Annotated in this window: 19 protein-coding genes and 1 pseudogene; 19 read left to right on the top strand and 1 reads right to left on the bottom strand. The window is 44.3% G+C overall.

The window, feature by feature from the left end; all coding sequences use genetic code 11:
* The first annotated feature begins 105 nt into the window (after nt 1-105).
* The 17 genes and pseudogenes from EXM22_RS07505 to EXM22_RS07430 all read left to right on the top strand — a co-directional run bounded on the left by EXM22_RS07505 (nt 106) and on the right by EXM22_RS07430 (nt 16,969).
* Complete coding sequence (locus EXM22_RS07505; RefSeq protein WP_149485923.1) at nt 106-1,341, top strand: FprA family A-type flavoprotein; 1,236 nt, start codon at nt 106-108, stop codon at nt 1,339-1,341.
* Between the two features lie 112 nt (nt 1,342-1,453).
* Nucleotides 1,454-2,122, top strand: coding sequence for a hypothetical protein (locus tag EXM22_RS07500; protein WP_149485922.1), 669 nt, complete (start codon nt 1,454-1,456; stop codon nt 2,120-2,122).
* Nucleotides 2,123-2,202: 80 nt separating this feature from the next.
* The gene (locus EXM22_RS07495) at nt 2,203-3,999 is read left to right on the top strand and encodes a DNA topoisomerase IV subunit B (RefSeq protein WP_149485921.1); all 1,797 of its coding nucleotides are present in this window, start codon (nt 2,203-2,205) and stop codon (nt 3,997-3,999) included.
* On the top strand, nt 3,999-5,936 hold the full coding sequence (locus EXM22_RS07490) for a DNA topoisomerase IV subunit A (protein WP_149485920.1): 1,938 nt from the start codon (nt 3,999-4,001) through the stop codon (nt 5,934-5,936). Before EXM22_RS07495 ends, EXM22_RS07490 begins: the two co-directional genes overlap by 1 nt.
* Nucleotides 5,890-7,152 carry an OmpA family protein gene (locus EXM22_RS07485; RefSeq protein WP_149485919.1) on the top strand — a complete coding sequence of 421 codons (1,263 nt, stop codon included), beginning with the start codon at nt 5,890-5,892 and terminating at the stop codon, nt 7,150-7,152. Before EXM22_RS07490 ends, EXM22_RS07485 begins: the two co-directional genes overlap by 47 nt.
* A gap of 90 nt (nt 7,153-7,242) precedes the next feature.
* Nucleotides 7,243-8,055: a dihydropteroate synthase gene (gene folP, locus EXM22_RS07480; protein WP_149485918.1), complete on the top strand. Its 813-nt coding sequence runs from the start codon at nt 7,243-7,245 to the stop codon at nt 8,053-8,055.
* Nucleotides 8,043-8,843, top strand: a complete 801-nt coding sequence (cdaA, locus tag EXM22_RS07475) for a diadenylate cyclase CdaA (protein WP_149485917.1) — start codon at nt 8,043-8,045, stop codon at nt 8,841-8,843. Before folP ends, cdaA begins: the two co-directional genes overlap by 13 nt.
* Complete coding sequence (locus EXM22_RS07470; RefSeq protein ID WP_149485916.1) at nt 8,840-9,793, top strand: CdaR family protein; 954 nt, start codon at nt 8,840-8,842, stop codon at nt 9,791-9,793. Before cdaA ends, EXM22_RS07470 begins: the two co-directional genes overlap by 4 nt.
* Nucleotides 9,790-10,173 carry a holo-ACP synthase gene (locus EXM22_RS07465; protein ID WP_149485915.1) on the top strand — a complete coding sequence of 128 codons (384 nt, stop codon included), beginning with the start codon at nt 9,790-9,792 and terminating at the stop codon, nt 10,171-10,173. The genes EXM22_RS07470 and EXM22_RS07465 overlap by 4 nt, the downstream gene beginning before the upstream one ends.
* A complete protein-coding gene (locus EXM22_RS07460; protein WP_149485914.1) occupies nt 10,166-11,026 on the top strand; it encodes a DUF2225 domain-containing protein in 861 nt (286 codons plus the stop codon). Before EXM22_RS07465 ends, EXM22_RS07460 begins: the two co-directional genes overlap by 8 nt.
* Complete coding sequence (gene truA, locus EXM22_RS07455) at nt 11,004-11,780, top strand: tRNA pseudouridine(38-40) synthase TruA (RefSeq protein WP_149485913.1); 777 nt, start codon at nt 11,004-11,006, stop codon at nt 11,778-11,780. The genes EXM22_RS07460 and truA overlap by 23 nt, the downstream gene beginning before the upstream one ends.
* Complete coding sequence (locus EXM22_RS07450; protein WP_149485912.1) at nt 11,755-12,456, top strand: uracil-DNA glycosylase; 702 nt, start codon at nt 11,755-11,757, stop codon at nt 12,454-12,456. Before truA ends, EXM22_RS07450 begins: the two co-directional genes overlap by 26 nt.
* A complete protein-coding gene (gene priA / locus EXM22_RS07445; protein ID WP_149485911.1) occupies nt 12,446-14,413 on the top strand; it encodes a replication restart helicase PriA in 1,968 nt (655 codons plus the stop codon). Before EXM22_RS07450 ends, priA begins: the two co-directional genes overlap by 11 nt.
* Before the next feature lie 76 nt (nt 14,414-14,489).
* The gene (gene def, locus EXM22_RS07440) at nt 14,490-14,987 is read left to right on the top strand and encodes a peptide deformylase (protein ID WP_149485910.1); all 498 of its coding nucleotides are present in this window, start codon (nt 14,490-14,492) and stop codon (nt 14,985-14,987) included.
* Nucleotides 14,984-15,456: pseudogene (locus EXM22_RS18405) on the top strand (methionyl-tRNA formyltransferase); the annotation flags it as partial. The gene def and the pseudogene EXM22_RS18405, both read left to right, overlap by 4 nt.
* A gap of 66 nt (nt 15,457-15,522) precedes the next feature.
* On the top strand, nt 15,523-15,936 hold the full coding sequence (locus EXM22_RS18400) for a methionyl-tRNA formyltransferase (protein ID WP_425465772.1): 414 nt from the start codon (nt 15,523-15,525) through the stop codon (nt 15,934-15,936).
* The gene (locus tag EXM22_RS07430) at nt 15,926-16,969 is read left to right on the top strand and encodes a PASTA domain-containing protein (protein ID WP_168203402.1); all 1,044 of its coding nucleotides are present in this window, start codon (nt 15,926-15,928) and stop codon (nt 16,967-16,969) included. Before EXM22_RS18400 ends, EXM22_RS07430 begins: the two co-directional genes overlap by 11 nt.
* A 3-nt stretch (nt 16,970-16,972) precedes the next feature.
* Here the strand turns inward: EXM22_RS07430 and EXM22_RS07425 are convergent, their stop codons facing one another.
* Nucleotides 16,973-17,803 (bottom strand): M15 family metallopeptidase, encoded by an 831-nt coding sequence (locus EXM22_RS07425; RefSeq protein ID WP_149485908.1) that lies wholly within the window; start codon nt 17,801-17,803, stop codon nt 16,973-16,975.
* A 69-nt stretch (nt 17,804-17,872) separates the two neighbouring features.
* On the opposite strand from EXM22_RS07425, the gene EXM22_RS07420 reads away from it, so the two are divergent.
* Complete coding sequence (locus tag EXM22_RS07420) at nt 17,873-19,381, top strand: LA2681 family HEPN domain-containing protein (protein ID WP_149485907.1); 1,509 nt, start codon at nt 17,873-17,875, stop codon at nt 19,379-19,381.
* A gap of 41 nt (nt 19,382-19,422) precedes the next feature.
* Nucleotides 19,423-22,110 carry a LysM peptidoglycan-binding domain-containing protein gene (locus tag EXM22_RS07415; RefSeq protein WP_149485906.1) on the top strand — a complete coding sequence of 896 codons (2,688 nt, stop codon included), beginning with the start codon at nt 19,423-19,425 and terminating at the stop codon, nt 22,108-22,110.
* Nucleotides 22,111-22,145: the final 35 nt, after the last annotated feature.

Below are 22,145 nucleotides of genomic sequence, written 5' to 3'. Positions count from 1 at the left end.
ATCTGGGATGGATTTTTCCTTGAAAAGGGAATTGTTTCCTCCCTATAATTTAGCTATACTCTTAAGAGTATTTAAATAATAATAATTAACGTCGAGGAGTTTAGGGTGAAATCTGTTGAAATAACCAAGGATGTTTACCGATTGGGAGTTAACATCGAACCGGGGAATCTATTCGAAGGAATATGGTCCATTCCGGATGGTACATCCATCAATTCCTATGTTGTAAGAGGCGACAAAACTGCCGTGATCGATCTTACCCAGGACAAGGATGATTTTCCACGGAGTATAAGCTCTCAGATGGATGAAATCGGTGTTAACGCTGATAATATAGATTTTATTATCATCAATCATATGGAACCAGATCATACGGGCTGGCTGAAGGATTTCAGATCCAAAAATGCGGAAATGATGATTTACTGTAGTAAGAAGGCTGTCCCCCTGATCAAAGAGTTTTGTGGCATTGTCGAAAATGTCCATGCCATTGAGGATGGAGAGACTCTTGAATTGGGTCAGGGAAAGACTCTTCAGTTTTTTGACACCCCCAATATTCACTGGCCTGAAACGATGATGACCTATCTTATTGAAGATCAGATTCTTTTTTCCTGTGATGCCTTCGGTTCCTATGGGGAAGTGGATGATACTGCTGTTTTTGATGACCAACTTTCTGATGACCAGCATGAATTCTTTGAAAAGGAAGCTCTTCGCTATTATGCCAACATAGTGGCATCATTTTCTACTTTTGTTGAACGGGGACTCAAGAAGCTCAGTGAGCTTCAAATCAAGATGATCTGTCCCTCCCATGGAATTATATGGAGAGAAAATCCTTCTGTCATTGTAGAACGGTATGCTCGTTTTGCCTCTTACATGAAGGGTCCCGCCTGTCCTGAGATAACGGTTATCTGGGGATCCATGTATGGAAATACTGCCAAACTTGTTTCCGAGGTCATCAAGGGGATCAGGAGTGAGAAAGTTCCCGTTCATCAGTACAGGGTTCCAGAAGATGATATCGGCTTCATCCTGGCAGATGCTTGGAAATCTGCGGGTATTGTCCTGGGTATGCCAACCTATGAGTACAAGATGTTTCCCCCCATGGCTCATGTCATTGATGACTTCAATCGCAAGAAAGTCCAGAATAAGAAGGCTTTTCGATTTGGTTCCTACGGCTGGTCCGGTGGAGCAGAAAAAGAACTGGGGACCGCAACAGAAAATCTCAAATGGGAATTTCTGGAATCCGTAGAGTGGCAGGGTGCCCCTGGAGAAGAAGAAATGAAGTTGGCATATCAGCGTGGGAAGGAGCTGGCTGTTCTTGTAAAAGAGTTCGCCGGTAAGAACTGCGAATAAACCTATTTTGAATTGAATTGGAAAACGCTCCGTAAGGAGCGTTTTTTTATATTCATTAATAAAAAAGAAAGGTTTTGTTTCCTTTTCTAAAGAACTGGAATAAAATATTTGTATGTCTTTTTCAACGAATCGACAATTTAGGATGGATTCTTTTTTTCATGATGATAGAGAGGTGGACGTATTGGTGCGTTCGCTGGCAAGGAAACTTCTAAGGGAGAATAAAACAGACCTGCCCCCGGCTATACTGGCAAATATTACGGGAGTTTCTGAAGATCTTTGGGTGAAGACCTACTCTCAAAGACGTTGCTTTTTAAATGATATATATACCCCCATGGTGCTGGATGCCATAGACGAACTTGAGACGCTGGACCAGGAGGAACGAAATTTCCTGGATAAGCTTTACCATCTGCTACTTCTAATCTACAGAATCAATTTCAAATATCCAGAGCTGGTGATTCTGTTTCATAGCCTTGAAAGTTCCGATGAAAAGGAAGAATCCATAAAGATCAAAGAGGCCATGGAGGATCTGTTTCAAAAGGCTCAATGGATGCTACTAAACCAGGCTCGTATTGAGGATATTGTTGACAATAACAGTCCCATGGAAAAGGTTCTCAAATTCATCATTCATCAGATGCTTATATCTTGTCAGTCTCAACTTTCTGAATTTTGTGATGAATATGTAAAAAACGGCAAAGCCGCTGTTTTTCCTGATAAGAATGAGTGGGTAGAGAAGCTGATGAAACCAATTGTTGAACAGCTGGAGGGCATTACGGCGACTTAGCCAGATGAGTGTGTCATCCCTGAAGCTCAATTTATCTACCATCTTTACAAAAATCATGTCTGAGCATATCATTTCCCTCTATGAGTGCCAAAAAGACTAGTTATGATGAAAGCAAAATAAAAACCCTTAGTTCTCTGGAACACATCCGTCTCCGATCTGGAATGTACATCGGAAGACTGGGCAACGGGAATAATCCGGATGACGGAATATATATATTGATCAAGGAAGTCGTAGATAATGCTATTGATGAATTCATCATGGGCTACGGCAATAGAATTGATATTTCTCTTCAGGATCATAAGGTTCAGGTCAGGGATCACGGTCGTGGAATCCCTCTGGGTAAAATTGTCGAATGTGTTTCAATCATCAACACGGGAGCAAAGTATAACGATGATGTTTTCCAGTTTTCGGTAGGTCTTAACGGAGTGGGTACAAAGGCAGTGAATGCTCTGTCTTCCTATTTTCTTGTTCGGGCTTACAGAGATGGTAAATTTGCAGAGGCTATATTTGAAAGGGGAAATCTCGTTTCCCAAAAGAAAGGAAATGCTCCGGAAGTAGCCGATGGAACCTTTGTTGAGTTTATTCCTGATACGGAGATTTTTGGAGAATATAACTTCACCGAAGAATTTTTGGAACAGAGGTGCTGGAACTATGCCTGCCTGAACAAAGGGCTGCGCATTTATTTTAACAAACAGAAGTTTGAATCCAAACGTGGTCTTTGGGACCTGCTCCATTCAGAAGTGGGAGATGATATTATCTATGATATCGGGTATCACCAGTCCGAAAAAATTGAGTTCGCCTTTACTCATAATCATGTTTATGGTGAAAGCTATTTTTCGTTTGTGAATGGACAGTATACTTCCGATGGAGGTACTCACCTCAGTGCGTTCCGGGAAGGTTTGCTCAAGGGAGTCAATGATTTTTTCAAGAAGAATTATTCCGGTCAGGATGTCAGAGAAGGGATGGCAGGAGCCATAGCTGTCAAAATCAAAGACCCGGTTTTTGAGAGTCAGACAAAGAACAAGCTTGGAAACTCAGACATCCGGAGTTGGATTGTCAATGAAACAAAGGCGGGAATTGTCGATTTTCTGCATAAGAATAGTGATGCGGCATCAGCCATGGAAAATAAAATCATCAACAATGAGAAATTCCGCAAAGAGTTGAATGCCGTCAAGAAGGAAGCTAAGGCTGCGGCCAAAAAAATATCCCTAAATATCCCTAAATTGAAAGACTGCAAGTATCATAGACCAGATGGTGATAAAGGACGGGATTCCACTATCTTTATTACAGAAGGTCAGTCGGCAACAGGGTCCATGGTTTCCTGCCGTGATGTTTACCTTCAAGCCATTTATTCTCTGCGGGGAAAACCGTGGAATACCTACGGAAAGAAACAAGCGGATATCTACAGAAACGAAGAGCTATACAACCTGATGATGGCCCTTGGAATCGAAAATTCTATTGATGATTTGCGATACGATAAAATTGTTGTGGCAACCGATGCGGATAATGATGGTTTTCATATCAGAAACCTGTTGCTTACATTTTTTCTCAACTACTTTGAAGAGCTGGTGCAGGCCGGGCATATGTATATTCTTGAAACGCCTCTGTTCCGGGTTCGGAACAAGAAGCAAACCATCTATTGTTATAATGAGGCCGAAAGGGATAAGGCAATGGAATCTCTTCGTGGGAATGAAGTCACCCGTTTTAAGGGTCTAGGGGAGATTTCTCCCAATGAATTCGGTCAGTTTATCGGTGAGGATATGAGAATTGTTCCGGTCAATATCAAATCCATGAAGGAAACCAGCGGAATCCTCGAGTTCTATATGGGCAAAAATACGCCGGATAGACGCAAATACATAATGGAGAACCTCGTCTGATGGCATATGTAAATTCAATTTTTAACACCAACTTTATAGAATACGCCTCTTATGTTATCAAGGATCGAGCCATTCCTCATCTGGATGATGGGCTCAAACCTGTTCAGAGGCGAATCCTCCAATCTCTTTTTGATGTGGATGACGGAAAGTTTAATAAAGTAGCCAACGTGGTGGGCCACTGTATGCAGTATCATCCTCATGGAGATGCATCGATATATGGAGCTCTGGTCAATCTGGCAAACAAGGACCTGTTCATCGACAAACAGGGAAACTTTGGTAATATCTTTACCGGAGATCCCGCCTCGGCTGCACGGTATATCGAGTGCCGTCTCCTGCCTCTGGCAAAAACAATCCTTTATAATCCAGAAATTACAGATTTTGAAGAAACCTATGACGGCAGACGTAAGGAACCCATAGTATTCCCCAGCAAAATACCATTGATACTAGTGTTAGGAGCCGAGGGAATCGCCGTAGGAATGTCTACAAAGATTCTTCCCCATAACCTGGTGGAGGTTCTAAAGGCAGAACGTTCCTTTTTGATGGGTGAGGGTTATGAACTGTATCCGGATTTTCCCACAGGTGGACTCGTAGACGTTACCGATTACAGAGAAGGGAATGGAAAAATCCTGTCCCGGGCTAAATTAGATACTAAAGATCCCAAAAAAATAACTGTCACAGAACTTCCCTACGGGACTACAACCGAGACCCTCATCACTTCAATTGAGGCTGCTGCCCGTAAAAACAAGATCAAGATTGGCAGGATTAACGATTTCACAACAGACACGGTTGAAATAGAAATTACTCTGCCAAGGGGAGTCCATACAAAGGATGTTCTGGACGGTCTATACGCCTTCACCGATTGTGAAGTGTCTCTCTCTCTGAATCTCCTGGTCATTGGACCGGATTCTAAACCAAAGGTCATGACCATTCCAGAGGTGATAGAATACCATGCTGGACAGCTCATTAAGATCCTCAAAAAAGAGCTGATTCTGGAACAGGGACAGCTCCTGGATCGTCTTCATGCCCGTACATTGGAGAGGATCTTCATTGAAGAGCGTATATATAAGGCCATTGAACAGATGAAGAGTCCCGAGACCATCTCATTGGCCATAAGAGACGGATTCCTTCCCTATATGAAGGAAATCACAAGAGATATAACAGAGGAAGATATTGAGCGTCTTTTGAAGATTCCTATCAGAAGAATTTCTTTATACGACATCAATAAGATGAAGAAGGAAGTGGACGAAATCCTAGCTAGACTCAAGGAGATCAAGCATCATTTGAAACATCTCAAGGAGTACGCTATTGCCACTCTGGATGAGCTTATCAAAAAACAGGCTCCACTCATGCCGCGTAAAACAGAAATTATGGATATACAGAAGGTGGATATCCGCGATGCTGCCCAGAAAAATCTCAAAATCCGGTACAACAAGGAAACGGGATACATCGGTTCGGATGTCTCTTCCGGGGTTATTCATTGTGAGGCTTCCGTCTATGACAGAATCCTTATTGTAAGAAAAGACTGCAGCTATCAGGTTATGGACGTCCCCGATAAATTTTTTATTGGAAAGGGCATGCTTTACTGTGGATTAACTGATAAGGAAACATTGGAAAACACTGTTTTTTCAATTGTTTATCGGAATACAGAAAATGGATATCCCTATGTAAAACGCTGTAAGGTGACCCAGTTTATTCTAAATAAGGTCTATGATCTCTTGCCTGAAAATTCACAGTTTGTGCGCTTTACAACGAAAACGGATGTCTCCATTGTGGTGGATTTTATACAGAAATCGTTGATTCGAACGGGATTAGACACCTTCCCTCTGGAAAATTATCTGGTGAAAGGTGTGAAAGCCCAGGGGGTTAGAATCAAACCCAAGGAGTTTAGCAGTGCCCGGTTTATTAAAACCAGTACCCTGGAAAAAAAGGAAAATTGATTTCATATTCTTTTTTCTGATGATCTTTTCCCTACAGGGCCTCATGGCACAGGATGATGCTGTTATATTCTCAGTTGAACCTGGGGAAAAATACAGGGTCATTGAGAAATTCAACCTCAGTCAGTACCGAAATGGCCGGTACCAGGGACATGTTTACCGTGAGAACCGCGGTATATATGATACTGTCCAAATTGGTCCGGATCTTTTTCGTATTTCAGGACAGGTTTACCACCTGGAAGAAACAGCCAAAGATGGATTTAAAACAGCCTCTGCTGTGATAGGAAATGAAGACGTCACATATAGCCTCAACAGCCAAGGGACTATGCTGGTTTCCGGTATTGCCTATCCCCGTCTGAGAAGCTTCCCCACATTTCCCGACAAGGCCCTCAGCCCCGGTGATAAATGGGAAGGGGGTATTGAAGTCGTAATCAGTTCTCCGGATTTGAAGAACCGGGCCGTACTGCCTCAATACTGTGAGTATACCTTTTTAGGGGAGGATGTCTGGGAAGGGCGGACGGTCTATGTGATCAAGGCACAGTATGCCGTGCGGTACCGCCTGGGGCAATCCAGAGACGCCGACACCTTTTTGAAGTCTCTCAGCGGGAAACATGTGGTTTCCCTCCTCATTGACAAAGAAACCCGGGAGTTTCTTCTTATGAAGGATCTCATGGAAGAAGAATATCTGTACCAGGATGGAAGCAGCCTGAGAGAGAAGGGGTTTCTCCTCACCTTTTACAAGGGGATTGAACTTCTGGACAGACCCGGTTTGGCCGCTCAAGTGGAGATATCCTTGTCGGAAAAACTCAATGATACTCTCAACGAGAATGGTGATGCCCTGGAGGATCAGATCTCTGTAGAAACACGAAAAGAAGGATTGGCTCTAAATCTGAAGAATCTCCATTTTGAACCCGATAAGGCCGTGCTGCTTCCGGAAGATCGACCTCTTCTTGATTCATTGGCAGAAATCTTGAGAACTGTTCCAGAAAGGACTTTTTATGTCAAAGGGCACACCGCAGACATTGGTACTATGGAGTCTCAGATCCTACTGTCTCAAGACCGTGCCAAGCTGATCGTTCAAGAATTAACCAGCAGGGGAATTGACGCTGAGCGCTTCTTGTATTCGGGAATGGGAGGGCTGGAACCCCTGGGTGATAACAACAGTGATGAGGGGAGAAAACTGAACAGAAGGGTAGAAATTCTGATCCTGGAGGATTGATCTTGGGAGTCTGCCCTTAGGGGGGATTCTCCGAGGACTTTCAAAATTGCTTTAAATAAAAAGAACAATAGTGTATTCTGTGAAGGTAAGATGATACATAAGAATAAAAAGACCCTGATCATGGGAATAATCAACTGCACCCCCGACTCATTCTATTCCCAAAGCCGTAAACAAGGCCCAGGGGAAGCACTTGGCCAGGCTTTGTCCATGGTTAAGGAAGGTGCCGATATTCTAGATCTAGGCGGTGAGTCTACCAGGCCCGGGGCCTCCTATGTGTCCCAGGATGAAGAGCTGGAGAGGATTATTCCCGTGGTAGAAGCCATTCGCAGAGAAACGGATATTCCCCTGTCTATCGATACTCGAAAAAGTGGCGTTGCCCGTGCGGCTCTGAATGCAGGAGCCAATATCATAAACGACATATCGGCCCTCAGGGATGATCCTCAAATGACTCCCCTGGCGGTGGAGAAAAACTGCCCTGTTATTCTCATGCATATGCAGGGGACACCTGAAAATATGCAGAACAAGCCACAATATGAATCTGTCGTGGATGAAGTCCTCCATTTTCTTATCCAAGCAGCTCAGAAAGCCGAAAAAGCGGGTGTTCTCAAAGAGAATATAGTGCTGGATCCGGGGATCGGGTTTGGAAAGACCCTAAAGGATAACCTCGATCTTATTCGTCATATACGCCGCTTTAGCAAAGAGGGTTATTCTGTATTGATGGGGCTCTCCCGCAAGTCTTTTATCGGCCAGATTTTAGACACTGATCCTGAAAACAGACTCATTGGATCTCTCACAGCCAACGGATGGTGCGCTGCGGAGGGTGTTGATATATTAAGAGTTCATGATGTGCTTGAAACCAGTCAGATGGTTCGGATGTTGCAGGAGATTTCATGGAAGGATTGATGGATAGCTGGGCTCTTCGAGAGATCATCAGGCCCTTTATCGACATAGCTCTTCTTTCATTTTTGATTTATAAAGCCTATAACATCATGGAGGAAACCCAGGCTATTCAGCTCCTCAAAGGGGCTTCCCTTCTGGCTCTTGTCTATGTAGCCGCCTGGTTTTTGAAACTCAGCACTCTTTTATGGATACTGAATTTGCTGGCCCCTGGAATTTTCATCGGTATTGCCATCGTATTTCAGCCCGAGCTGAGAAGCATATTCACCAGAATCGGTCAACGGGACTTTTTTAGACTCCAAACAAGAACGCGTTCTCTTCAAATGGACTCCATTTTAGGAGCCGCGGAAGTCCTTTCTGGGCAAAAAAGAGGGGCTCTTATCGTATTTGCGCGGAATGTGGGGCTAAAAAATATCATCGATACAGGCACTAAGCTCAATGCCAATTTATCCTCTTCTCTGATCATTACGATTTTTGGACACGATACGCCCCTTCACGACGGTGCTCTTGTGATTCAAAACGGTGAAATCGTCGCCGCGGGATGTTTCTTGCCTCTTTCTAGGCAGGCAGATATTCGCAGAAGCTTCGGAACACGGCACCGTGCTGCCTTGGGATTGGCCGAAGAGACCGATTCTGTGGTTCTGGTTGTGTCCGAAGAAACAGGAGCTATTTCACTGGCCTATGACTCTCATATCTTCTATGCCCTCACTCTGGATGAGGTACGATTCCGTCTCAGACAGCTGTTGAATCTGAGGGATGAGCCAGGAGATGATACAGGAGGGTCTGGAGCATGAAGAAAGGATTGACTCAGATTCTGTTTGATCATTGGATGGCCAAAATCCTCTCCCTGCTGGCAGCCATTCTGTTATCTCTTTTTTATCAGATAAACAATCTGGAAGAACGGTACTTCAGCATCCCTTTAGATATCCTCACAACAGAGGGACTTTCGGTGATTGGAAGTTATCCAGTCAGTGTTAGAGTGAATTTGAGGGGGACAGAAGAGACGATTTATTCCATTCTTGAAAATGAAATCAGCGCCGTAGCCGACTTCAGGGGATTTCAAAATGAAGGCACCTTCAAGGTTCCCGTCCAAATCAACCTCCAGTCATCTTCGGGAAACTATGAAGATACTATGGAAGTTCTGGTTGAACCCCGGGAGGTTACCATTACTCAGGAAGAACAGGTCATTCGCAGCCTTGAAATCCAACCGGCTCTTATTGCTTTTGTTCCAAACGGATACGAACTGGTTCAGTATTTTGTATCTCCCACCTATGTGACAGTACAGGGACCTCGGTCTCAATTAGAATCGGTGACAGGGATCAAGACAGAGGAAATTGATCTTTCCGGACGGTACGATGATTTTACAGTCAGTTCAAGGCTGATTCCTCCCGGAGATAACATCACATTTCCTGGTGGCAATACGGTCGAGTTCAGAGGTGTGGTCGATGAAGCTGTGATCATTCAAAATCTTACAAATCTTGAAATTGTTTCAGTCGATTTAGATCCCCGGTTTATCATCACAGAAAATCTCCCTGAGATTGCCATAACCCTTCAAGGCAGCCAGCTTCTGTTGGAGCAGTTGAGAGCAAGGGATCTTCATTTTTATATTGACTGTTCCAGGATCATTGTTCCAGGAACCTATACTCTCCCTGTTCAGGTAGACATCCCTGAGGGCGTTGCAGTCCTTAAATATAGCCCCAGAGAGATCCCTGTTTCCTTTTCCTATCGAAGTGAGGAACCATGATCAGGGGAACCGGCATTGATATTGTGGATATTCAGAGGATCCGAGAATGGTTAAATAATACAGATCTGTTGAAAAGGTATTTCAGTGATGATGAAATAAGCTATGTTCAATCAAAAGGACATCACGCTTCGGCATCTTTGGCCGCTCGTTTTGCTGCCAAGGAAGCCTTTGGGAAGGCCTTGGGTACAGGGCTGAGAGGAATCAGGCTGAAGGATATAGAAGTTGTTTTAGACCCCAATGGGAAACCGGAACTCCATTTGAAGGGTTCTGCCTTAGAGGCTCTGAAACAAAATGGCGCTGGGGCTGTATTCCTGTCCCTCAGTCACGACTCATCACTTTCCATAGCACAGGTCATTATCGAGGAGGCTTCGGGTGGCTGATAATATTGTAAAACTCACTTTTTTGACAAAGCAGGAGCTGGAATGTCCCGTCTGTGAGAATACTTTTCAGAAAGAAGAACTCCTCTCTGGTGGGGGAAGGATGAATGCGGGTGATCTCACAAAAGAGCTGCATCGAATCTATATCCCCACCAATAAATTTGGTGCCGTATACCCCTTGCTTTATCCCATCGTCGTTTGTCCTTCCTGTTATTATTCCGCCTTCCCCACGGACTTTGCAAATGTGTCCGGAGAGAGAATTCCACAATTGAAACAGGGAATTGGTGAGCGGAAGATGGTCTTGTCTTCGTTGTTTCCTGACCTCGATTTTGGAAATTCCCGTAGATTACAGGAAGGAGTCGCTTCCTATGTGTTTTCATCAATGTGTTATGAATCGGCTCCCACCATCATGGCTCCCCATTTCAAACAGGCCATCTCCTGCCTGAGAGCGTCATGGCTTTGTATGGACCTCCACAGTCAGGATAAGGGTGAAAATTATGACTATCTGGCCAAGGTCTTTTATAGAAAAGCCAGTTTTTTTTATTCCAGAGTTGTTGATTTGGAGCAGAAAGGGGAAGAATCCGTTGAAAGCCTTACTCATCTTGGGCCGGATCTGGATAATAATTTCGGTTTTGACGGAGTTTTGTACCTTTCTGGATATCTCGAATATAAATATGGTCAGCGAGGGAATCCAGAGCGCCGGGCAAAGCAGCTAAAAAAAGCACGATCTACTGTATCCCGGATTGTCGGCATGGGAAAATCTTCCAAGGCCAAACCCACAGCCCTCCTGGAGCTATCCAGGGATCTTCACAAACTGATTAAGGATGAGTTGAATGAGCTTGGAATTGATTCGTAGAATCCGTTTGGATCTTTCTTATGACGGGACAAATTTTGAAGGATGGCAAATCCAGAAATCAGGAAGAACAGTCCAGGGAGAAATCACAAAGGTTCTCAATAGTTTGCACGGGGGTGAGCTCGTCACTCTCATAGGCTCGGGAAGAACCGATTCGGGAGTTCATGCCAATAGCCAGGTGGCTCATTTTGAATCCAAGGCATGTTCCATTCCATCCGAACGCTTTATGATGGCCCTGAATTCTAAACTCCCACGGGACATCCGGATTCATAAGAGTCGGGAAGTGAATCCCGATTTTCATGCTCGTTATGATGCCGTAATGAGAGTCTACCGGTATTATCTTGTTCATCCCAAGGATCAGATGGCGCATATGACGGCCTATTCAACTCCCTGCCTCCTGGATTTGGATATCCCCAAGTTGAATCAGATGGCTCAGGCTCTGACGGGGACTCATGATTTTACATCTTTTGCTGCAGCACGGGACCCCAATAAAAACAAGATCCGGACGATTCACAGCGCCCGGTTTTTTACAGAGGGGCCTTTTACTGTTTTCCGTGTCGCCGGAAATGCATTTCTTTGGAAAATGGTTCGAACCATGGTCGGGACCATCCTTCATCAGCTTGAAAACGGTGGATCTTTTCATGAGATTCAGGGTATTCTTGAGGGTAAAAACAGGAGTCTTGCGGGGCCGACAGCCAAACCCCGAGGATTATTTCTTGATAAGGTAATTTATGGATCAGAACGAACTCTATACTGACTATTGGAAGCTGTTATCCAGAGCAGAGGACTATCTCCGTTTCGGTATGGAAAGCGGCAAATCCCAGGCTCCGGACTTCTCTGTCAAAAAGTCTCTCACCCAAATGGCAGATCCTGTCACAGAACCCCAGGATATGACTGATTTCCCTTCCGAAAACTGCCAGAACTGTTCAATGAGTAAGGCGGGACGCAAGGCTGTACCGATAATGGGAAATCAAAATTCTGATCTATGGGTCATAACCGACCCTCCATCCCTGGAAGCAGAGAGACTGGGCTTCCCCCTGGGACCAGATGAGATGGATTATTTTCAGAAATGGATGGCTGCCATCGATATGAATCTTCCCGAAGATCTTTGTTTGATGAATTTGACCCGCTGCCGTCCTCCAGGAAGTCGCCCGCCATTTCCAGAAGAGATAACCCGTTGTGCAAAGGATTTGGAGTTTCGTCTTAATCGACGACGCCCCAGAGTTCTTCTATCAATGGGTCCCTCCTGCTCCGCCTGGTTTACGGGTCAGAAGGGGATGAAAGTCAGTGAAATGCGGGGACGACTGTATGACTGGTATGGTGTTCCCCTGGTTGTGACATACTCTCCCATTCAGGTCTTGAATTTTGGTGAGCTAAAAAGGCCGGTCTGGGAAGATCTGAAGAGTCTCCGGAACATTTTGAATGGCAGCTGAGTTTATAGAAGTTGTATTTAATCTTCCCCTTAAATCCTGTTTTTCCTACAGGCTGCCCGAAGGGGAGGAACGCAAGGCCGCCGATCTGATAGGTTGTCGTGTTTCGGCACCCTTTGGAAGACGAAATCTGAACGGGTGGGTCATTTCAGCTTCAGATTCTCTACCCGAAGCTGTTCAAGAGGCCAAGGCTGTCTTGAGGATACTGGATACTCAGCCCCTTTTCGGACAAGATCTGCTGGATCTGGCCGGGTGGATATCCGAGTTTTATCTCTGCTCCCTCGGTGAAGCCCTCTCGGTCATGCTTCCCGGAGGAAAAAAGGAGAAAAATCTGCCCCCCTTAGGGTTGAGCCCAGAGGACGAACTGCATAAAAGAGTCGTCCTGTCTTCCGAACAGGAAGATGCACTCCGGCAGATAACCCAAAGCTCTGAATCTTATCATTATCTTTATGGAATCACCGGATCGGGAAAGACAGAAGTGTTTCTGAGAGTCGCCGAAGAGGTCCTGGCTCAGGGCAAAACCGTGCTGTTTTTGGTTCCTGAAATATCATTGACACATCAGATGGTAGACGACCTGACTGGACGGTTTGACAAGAAACCTGCGGTCCTCCACTCTCATCTCACTCCATCTCAGAAACTGACCGAATGGCGGCGTATACAATCGGGTGATGCCACAATCGTGTTGGGAGCCAGGAGTGCCGTTTTTGCTCCTCTTAAGAATCTTGGACTCATCATTCTGGATGAAGAGCATGAGACCTCCTATAAGTCAGGTTCTACACCCCGGTACCATGGGCGTCAGGTGGCTATGAAACGCTGTAAGATGAGCGGAGCAAAACTTTTGATGGGAAGCGCAACACCCTCGGTAGAATCCTGGGCCATGATGGAGCAGGGGGTATTTCAAAAACGGCTTCTCAAAGAGAGACCCGCCGGTGGTGCTCTCCCTGATATCAAAATCCTTGATCTGAAGAAATCTAAGAGCCTCCTTTCCCAGGAGCTGATCCGGGCAATGGATCGGGTTCTAAAAGAGGGAAAGCAGGTCATCCTTTTCCTAAATAGGCGAGGGCACTCCTATTATTTTCATTGTCGCAGCTGTGGTTTTGAAATGAAGTGCAGACAATGCAGCATCCCTCTCACCTATCATAAACATAGAAATAGAATGATCTGCCATTATTGTGGATATCAGGTAAAACCTCTGACTCTCTGTCCAGACTGCGGTTCCATGGATGTCGGCTATGCTGGATTTGGTACGGAGCAGGTTGAAGAGCAGGTGGCTGCCATATTTCCAGATTCTACATTGGCCCGCCTGGACACAGACAGCGCCCGAAAAAAAGGAGTGCTGCAGGAGACCATAACTCAATTCCGTGATGGTCACATTGATATTCTCCTGGGAACCCAGATGGTTGCCAAGGGACTAAATTTTCCAGGAGTGAAATTAGTCGGGATTGTTTTGGCAGATACAGGCCTTTCTCTTCCCGATTTTCGGGCCGCCGAACGATCTTTTTCACTTATAGTGCAGGTAGCAGGAAGAGCCGGGCGATACAGAAACGATGGGGAGGTCCTTGTTCAGACAATGAGACCTGATAATCCGGCCATCGTCTATGGCTGCCAAGGGAATATAGAAGCCTTTTATAAATTTGAATTGAATCAGCGCAAAGAGATGGGATTCCCTCCCTTTTCAAGGCTCATTCGTATTGTTTACAGGGGGAAAGATGGCCGAAAAGTCCTGGAAGCCCTGGAAGAACTCACCCAGTTGTTCCGGCAGGCGGGACTTCCCGATGTGATGGGGCCCGCAGAATGCCCTCTTGGTGTCATTTCTGGAAATCACCGTTATCATACATTGATCCGAAGCGAAGATGATTTTTCAGGTATTCACAGGATCACGGCTTCTCTTTTGAGCCATTCAGATGTTCCCAGGGGCATATACAGGGAAATTGACATAGATCCCGTTCAGCTGCTTTGAGAACAGAGTCTCTCCGGCCTTGCAGAAGATTGACTTTAACATAAGCTTTTGAGTACTATTTCTATGAGAGGAATTAATGGACATATATACAATTGATGTTGAAAAAGAACTGGAAGTTTTGAGAACAAAATCTACGCTTGTGACAAATATAGATCAGGAGTTGGTGAATTATACAAACCAAATGTTAAAATCCATTGAAGGCATTGGTATTGGACTGGCAGCCCCTCAGGTGGGAAGGAATGAACGTTTCTTTGTTTGTCAGGTGGACCAGATGAAGCCCCTGGTTTTTATAAATCCTGAAATCATCGGGACAAGTGAAGAACTCTCTTCCTACGAAGAAGGATGCCTCAGTATTCCAGGGATGTATGGTGATGTGAAAAGACCCGCTGTCATACAGATTCAGGCCTGGAATCAGAAAGGCCGACCCTTTAAAATGGAAGCCGAAGGCCTTCTGGCTACCTGCATTCAGCACGAACTGGATCATTTGAACGGCCTCTTATTCATTGATTATTTATCAGATAGGAAACGGGAAAAACTCCTGAAAAAGTACAAAAAATCTGTGGAGGATCAATGAGAATTCTCTTTGCGGGAACACCGGATATCGCTGTTCCATCTCTCAAAGCCCTTTCTGCCCATCATGACATCGTAGGAGTTTTGACTAATCCGGATAAAAGCAGTGGTCGCGGAAAAAAAGTTCAGTTTTCCCCCGTGAAGGAGGCGGCTCTCGAACTTGGGTTGACGATTTTTCAACCCCAGAAACTGACTGTCGAAATCAGACAGGAAATAAAAGATCTGGGAGCAGAAGTCCTTATCTGTATTGCCTATGGCAAGATTTTTTCCCAGGCATTTTTGGATCTCTTTCCCGGGGGGGAATCAATCTGCACCCATCTCGCCTGCCTGATTTGAGAGGGCCCTCTCCCTTGAACAGTCTGATCCTCAGAGGGGATAGTTCCGGAGCAATCACAGTACAGACTCTGGCCAAAGAAATGGACAGTGGTGATATCCTTCTTCAAATTCCTCTGCTCTTGAATGACCGTGAAACAACGGCATCTTTGACAGAACGTGTGGCTCTCAAGGGAGCAGATTGCCTTCTGGAAGTCCTTAATAGCATGGAAGACGGAACTGTTGAAGTGCGGCCACAAGACCATGAAAAGGCCACTTTCTGCACTCTTATTGGAAAAAATGACGGTTTGATTAACTGGTCACTTTCGGCGGTTCAGTTGGATCGTGTTGTCAGGGCCTACACACCCTGGCCTCATGGTTTCACATTCTGGAAAAATTTAAGGCTGAATATTTTAGAGGCTAAACCCTATGAAGGGAACCTTTTTTCTTCTGGAGCAGTTCAAGCCGGTACAGTTGCAGGTATGGACAAAAAAGAAGGAATTCTGATACAAACTGGTGAGGGTCTACTGGCAGTGACCCAGCTTCAGCTTCAATCAAAAAAAGCATTGGACTATAAATCTTTTCTAAATGGCTCCAAAGATTTTATCGGTTCTGTACTGGGAGAAGAAAATGATTTCTAGAATTAAAGAATTCCTTAGATTTCCTGTAATGGACTCATTACAGGGAAAATCAGATCTGGAAAGCCGAGATGAAAAAAACTTTTTTCGTCTGGCCCTCTGGATGATTCTGGGGACCCTTCTGCTTTTATTCCTTACGTTTATGATTACTTTTTTCATATCTCTCCGGGGGGCTGAACAGACTCTGGTTCCCGATGTCACTGGAGAGCTGTTAATGGATGGTCTCATAAGTCTTCAAGAAAAAGAATTGTATCCGAGAATCCAGGTCCGTTATACCGAGAATCCCCTGGAAAAAAATCATATTATATCCCAGGATCCAAAGCCCGGCAGTGTGGTCAGGGCTGGAAAAAGGATCAAACTCACAATCAGTCGTGGAGCTGTTGTTGATAAGGTTGGTTCCTATACAGGGCAGAACCTCGCTGACGTTAAAACACAGCTTCAGTCTTTATTTGCCTCTTATACGCCTCTTATGATCATTCGTGAACCGGTCATTTTTGTTTTTGATGATGCTCCGGCGGGAACCATTTTAGAACAGCAGCCAGAAGCGGAAACTCCCTTAACAGGACCCACAGATTTGATTTTTGTTGTCAGTCGCGGTCCGGTAGGAAAAACATATAACATTGATAATTTTGTAGACCTCAAGTGGATGGATGCATTGAACAGACTGGTTCGGTCGAATCAGCCCTTTATTTTTTCAATCCAGGAAGAAAGCACAGAGGGCAATTCTTTTGTACTTTCACAAACACCTAGTGCTGGTGATTCCGTTCGATCCGGAACGAAAGTTGAATTGGACATTAGCAGCCCTGATCGATTGGCATCGGATGAAGCCTTTGGCCTCTTTGAAGCGACCCTGCCTACATATCCCGTTTCTGTAGATCTGACTGTCGAAAAAATCGAAGTTGGAGGACGTTCGGAAACAGTTCTGGAAATGAAACATTCAGGAGGTCCCTTTTCGATGCCCTACAGGGAAAAGAAAGGGACAATTATACTTCTGAAAGTATATGATGAAGAGGTCAAAAGAATAACGGTTAACTGATCATCAAGGAATAAGGGCAGCGTTTATCAGGCTGCTCTTATTTTTTAGGTATCGCAGCATTCTTTCCTGAATTCCCCCAAAAAATTCTCTTTCGAGTTCCGATGCTTTTTCGCCAATATAACGGTAGTGCCAACTCTCCCAAACATATCCAGTATAGTCTTCCAGTCCTAGGGGATAGCTGAGGGAAAAACCATATTTCCACGCATTTTCAGAAAGCCATTTGCCCGCATCTGTTTCGGCAAAAGAATCATCAATACTTCCAAAATCTAAAGCTGTTCCCAGCTGATGCTGAGATTTTCCTGGTCTGGCAGAATACCGGTCGGCTGCTTCTTGACCATCTCTTTCTACATAACGACTGTAAAGGCCATCCTGGTAATCGTAGGATCTGTAGCTGGATGAAATGAGCAATTCGATCCCTTCCTGACCTGCGGCCTCAGTCATGGCAAGGAGAGAGGGCATACAGATTTCTCTGAGTCTGTGTCCTGGCCGGGACAGGGATAAACCGGTACGGTAGTCATCGAGATGCACAAGGTCTGAAGGAATGTCATCAGGCTTTAAACCGTTTTCCTTGTTGACGAGTCGTACCAGGTCGCGGTTCTTCTCAAACACAGCTTTTATGAGCTGTAAGAAGTATTCAGGCCGTTCTTCAATGCCTTTGGCAATATTTTCAGGAAGATCTTCTGTGATATGAGGGAGATCCTCTTTTGTAAAATTATAGGCGGGGTGGAGGTAGTCAACAGCCACTTTGGGTTCCGAGGATTCCTGAGGCTCTTCCTTGCTGCATCCCTGAAAAATGAATAAAATCAAAGTCAATATAAGTAATATTTTTTGCATGAATAAAGTATCAACGGGTCCCAAAAAAAAGTCAATTCCAACGATCTAAATGACAATATTATTCATTTCATGTATAATCCTTTTGTGGAATCCTTTGCTGTTCAGATAAAAACTGCCCGTTCTCTTATGGAAGAAGGTCAGTATCAACAAGCCTTTGATCTCATTGTTGACAAGGAAGTCCAGGTTCTACCGGATCTTCTGGGTAAAATTGAATGCATGATCGATATAGGTTTTATTCTTCGTGATGAAAAGATCCTTCGCTACGGACTGTATCTCCTTGAAAAACATGGTAGTGAGGTCCTGGAAGTTCCGGACCTCGGTCCTCTTTATTTCCTGAATCTAGGACATCAATACTCCAATATGGTGACTCTTTCATCTTTTGAAAATGAGTATTATGGCTTCTTCTGCCGGACAGAACAGACCAAAGCCCGTCAATATTATGAAAAAGTACTCCGTTATGGTTCTATTTCTTCCCGGGTTGAGTTTGAGGCTCATAAAGGCCTGGGGCAGATGTATCAGAGTTCCGGCAGGGGACTGGAGGCCCTGGCCTCATACCAGAAAGCCTTGAAAATTAACCCTCTTAGCAGGGAAATTCTGCATGAAAAAATCCGTCTGATGAAAGAGTATGCTCTGCCGTCACAGCCGAATAGAACCGAATTTCTGCAGGAAGCCTGGGCTTTGCTTGAGAAAAGCAGTCTCTCCAGGGAAGACGATGATGACCAGGAAGATGTCATTATCAAAAACAGACTCCTGGATTCGGGCTTGAAAAGAGAGATTCTTGAAACGCCCGGTGAATACCCCCTCCATTCATTTCCATCGAGATCTAAGGAGGAGTATTTTTATACCAATTTCTGTTTGAAAAATCAGCTATATTTGAATCTCTGTACATTTTGCCGTAAATGTGACTTTTCCAAGGGCGATACCCTTGGTCTCAGCAGTTCTAATTTGACAATTCGAAAAGGTCAGAAAAATAGATTTGTCAGGCTGAATAAGTACTTTAACCTTCTTCAGGATAAGTATGCCACCGGGAGATATCTTCTGTTGGATACGCTGAATCCTGAACATGATAAACAATACCTTGATAGATCTGCAGGAGAAAGTGATTTAAAAAGCATATCTGTCAAATCAAGGAATTTCTTTCAATTATCCTCTGCCTATTTAACAGGATGGTCTCTTTGGGACGATGCTGCAGAATTCATAAGTGTCTTTTGGGGAATGGAAAATCCGGGATCTCTGAGGTCTCTATTTTATACAGGAACTTCGGTTAAAAGTGTTTGGCATCAGAACAGAAGTCCCTCTCTTCATGCTGTGTTTGAATTATATTCCGAATGCATACTCGGTAGTAAACAGAGGATGGAAAAAATGGCTCTCGCTCTTGAAAATGGGCCGGCTCAATGGACAGAAGTTGATTATGAAGAACTAAAAGATCTCTGTTTAGACCTCTATTTTCAACTGAATCTGATGATTCAATACCTCGGTATCATGCATGAAAGGAATGAATCTGCCACTGATTATTGGGACTTTCCCAGGCCGTTATATAATTTTGTGAGTTTAAATGAGGACAATAAGAGTAAATAGTTGTACAGTTATTATACTGATAAAGAACGGAGGCTTTTTTTGTGAGAACCCTTGGCAGAACCAATGAGTCCCATCGTATATTTCATCTGGGACCCGAATGTTATATCCTGTATCTTGGTAGTGACAGAGATGATGATGATCCTTTCTTGAGGATCGGAAACACTTCAGACCTGCCCGAAGTTCTTCATAAAATTACATCCAGGATCATCCTGACCTCATCGTATACGGGTAATCCTTTTCTGGAAGTAGAGTATGCCAGACACAATAAATTGTCCTATCTGGGTGATGTGGATGTCATTGAACATTTCAGAAAATTTTTCCACGGTTTAAACCTACCTGCTCGAGAGCTCAATGATTACAGACAGGTCAAAACAAGAGAAAACCGCCATAATCTGTATTTTTACAATAATGGAAATATTCATTTAAATTTTGATAATACATTGCTCTTTGATCTTCATAAGCGGGAAAAAGAAGACCTTCATATCAATCAGAGATGTGACAGTATTAAGGCTCTATTGCTAAAGAACCCGCTCCGCTATACACGGGAAGAGTTGAATAAATCCGGTTTCTTCATCAGTGAAAACGGAAATTTCTATCTTATGCATAAAAACTGGATCTCCCTGGATATGGAGAATCAGTATTTTGCCTCACTTGCCTCCCAAGGAATTGATCCAGATGAAGTGAACTCAGTTTTTACCCATATTCCTGAGGAGAATATGAATTACTCCGAGAGAGAAGCTCTTGTTCAGATTATAAAAAGAAGAGCTCTGCGGAATAAGGATATTATTGTCCTCACAACAAGAAAGGACATTACTGATCATCTTCTTCATCTGTTTCCTGAAGGATCTAAAGCTTCCACAGTGCAGCCATTTTTAATGGAACCGGGAGAAACTTTGAACAGGGGTACTATGACGGCGGAAGTCAAAGAGGGTACCCTTCTTATTCAATTCGGCGACAAGAACAATCTGATTGTTCCCTTCGATTCTACAGGTTCGGGTATCCCTCGCTGGGCCGGATGGCATGTTTCCCAGGATAGAAAAGTTTTAACTCATAGAACAGAAGACGGCAATGAAACTGCCATAAAAACTCTGCAGGGGATTCCTTTCATTTTAGAAGATACCATTCCCCAGGGCGCCACGCTCATTAGTAAGTATCTTACATTTCTTCATCCCTACCTTGAATCCTGGGAAGGACGGGACAGTTGGAAGTCTCTCTATGATCTGGAAGATTCTGTCAAATCTTTTTTCGATGGAGCAGATAGTGAAAGTATTCCAAGTATTCCCAATGATGTGACTGTGATGACTCCGGGATTAGAATATTTATTCCTGCACAATGTGAAAACTCTGATTACGCAGAAAAGCAAAGTTTTGGCCCAGCATATCATAACAAAGTTAGAAGAAATTTTATCATCCATGAGTGAGCCTTCGCCTATGTTGCCAGTTTTAGGTGACCTTTACTCTGGCAAGGAGGGCCCCTTTGTTCTATATCGCATCAGTAGTAGTAAATTGAATCCTTATAATTTCAAAAAAGCGCAAGAAATTTGCAAGCAAATGAAAAAGATTCAGACTCCTGAACAAGATGTCTATATTTCAGAGAAGAAAAGACTTCAGGCCTTGTTGGAAAATCTATATGGTGCAGGACCGGCCGTAACGGCCCGAGTAGCAGTACCTCCTGTGAAAAAGTCGAGTACCACAAGCGAACAATCAGCAGCTTCTCCAGAGAGTAAGCCTGCCGAAGAACGTCCAAATCGGGGATTTGACCAAAAACCTGCTCCCAAAAATCATTCTAAGAAGAGGCCCCGGAGATCTTTCTTATGGATTCTCCTTCTCCTCCTTTTATTGGCCGGTGCTGTTGCGGCGTTCTTCCTGCTTCCTATAGGCTCTTTTAGTGAGAGAGGAAAAAATCCCTCCGGGGCATCAGACGCTTCTGTCCAATCCAATATTGGTACGGGGAATCTGGAAAATGAGGGGGAACTCCCTGGCAAAACGGGATCTCAGTCGCAGAGCGATGGCGGACAAAATGCTGAAAATAATGATTCTCTCTCTCAGGAAAATAGTTTAAATGCAGAGGCTACTGCTCCGATAAATAATGAAGCAGGTACGTCAGGAGAAGGTACTGCAGGAGAAGGTACTGCAGGAGAAGGTACTGCAGGAGAAGGTACTGCAGGAGAAGGTACTGCAGGAGAAGGTACTGCAGGAGAAGGTACTGCAGGAGAAGGCACTGCAGGAGAAACGGGTGCTGCAACAGTAAAAAGTACAGAAGCAGATGTTATTGATGAGCCAATCGTTGAAACCGAACGTCGGCCCCAAACTAGAGAAGAAGCCCTGGCGTACCTTGAGATTGAGAACATTACCATCACTCTTGTGGATATTCACCTTGTCTCAAATGATATTGCAGTCAAGAATGGCTATCGTGATTTAGATTACAAAGTCTTTGAAGGGAATAATCCAAACTGGATTTATACTGGAAATGTTCTGGAAATGCCTGATGGTACAGAGTATACTGTGCAAAGAGGAGATTCTATCTGGTTCATCGCGTCCCGTATGATAAGGCGGGAGCTTGAGACAGATCTTCTCAGGCTTGCAGAGTTGGAAACCCGTTTCAATGAACCTGGTATAGATGAGGCAGAAATGACATCAATACAAGAAGAATTGGAATCCATGGCGTTGCGTACAAAGAGCGAACAGCTCAGGGAGAGGATTACAAATCAGTTGAATAGCGGGTTGTAAATGGTGAATCATGATTTGATTATGGTTAAAAAATT

Origin of the sequence: Oceanispirochaeta crateris, assembly GCF_008329965.1 — a bacterium.
GTDB classification, from domain to species: domain Bacteria; phylum Spirochaetota; class Spirochaetia; order DSM-2461; family DSM-2461; genus Oceanispirochaeta; species Oceanispirochaeta crateris.
Note: the sequence above shows the minus strand (reverse complement) of the source record. Positions and strands in the feature narration are given on the sequence as shown.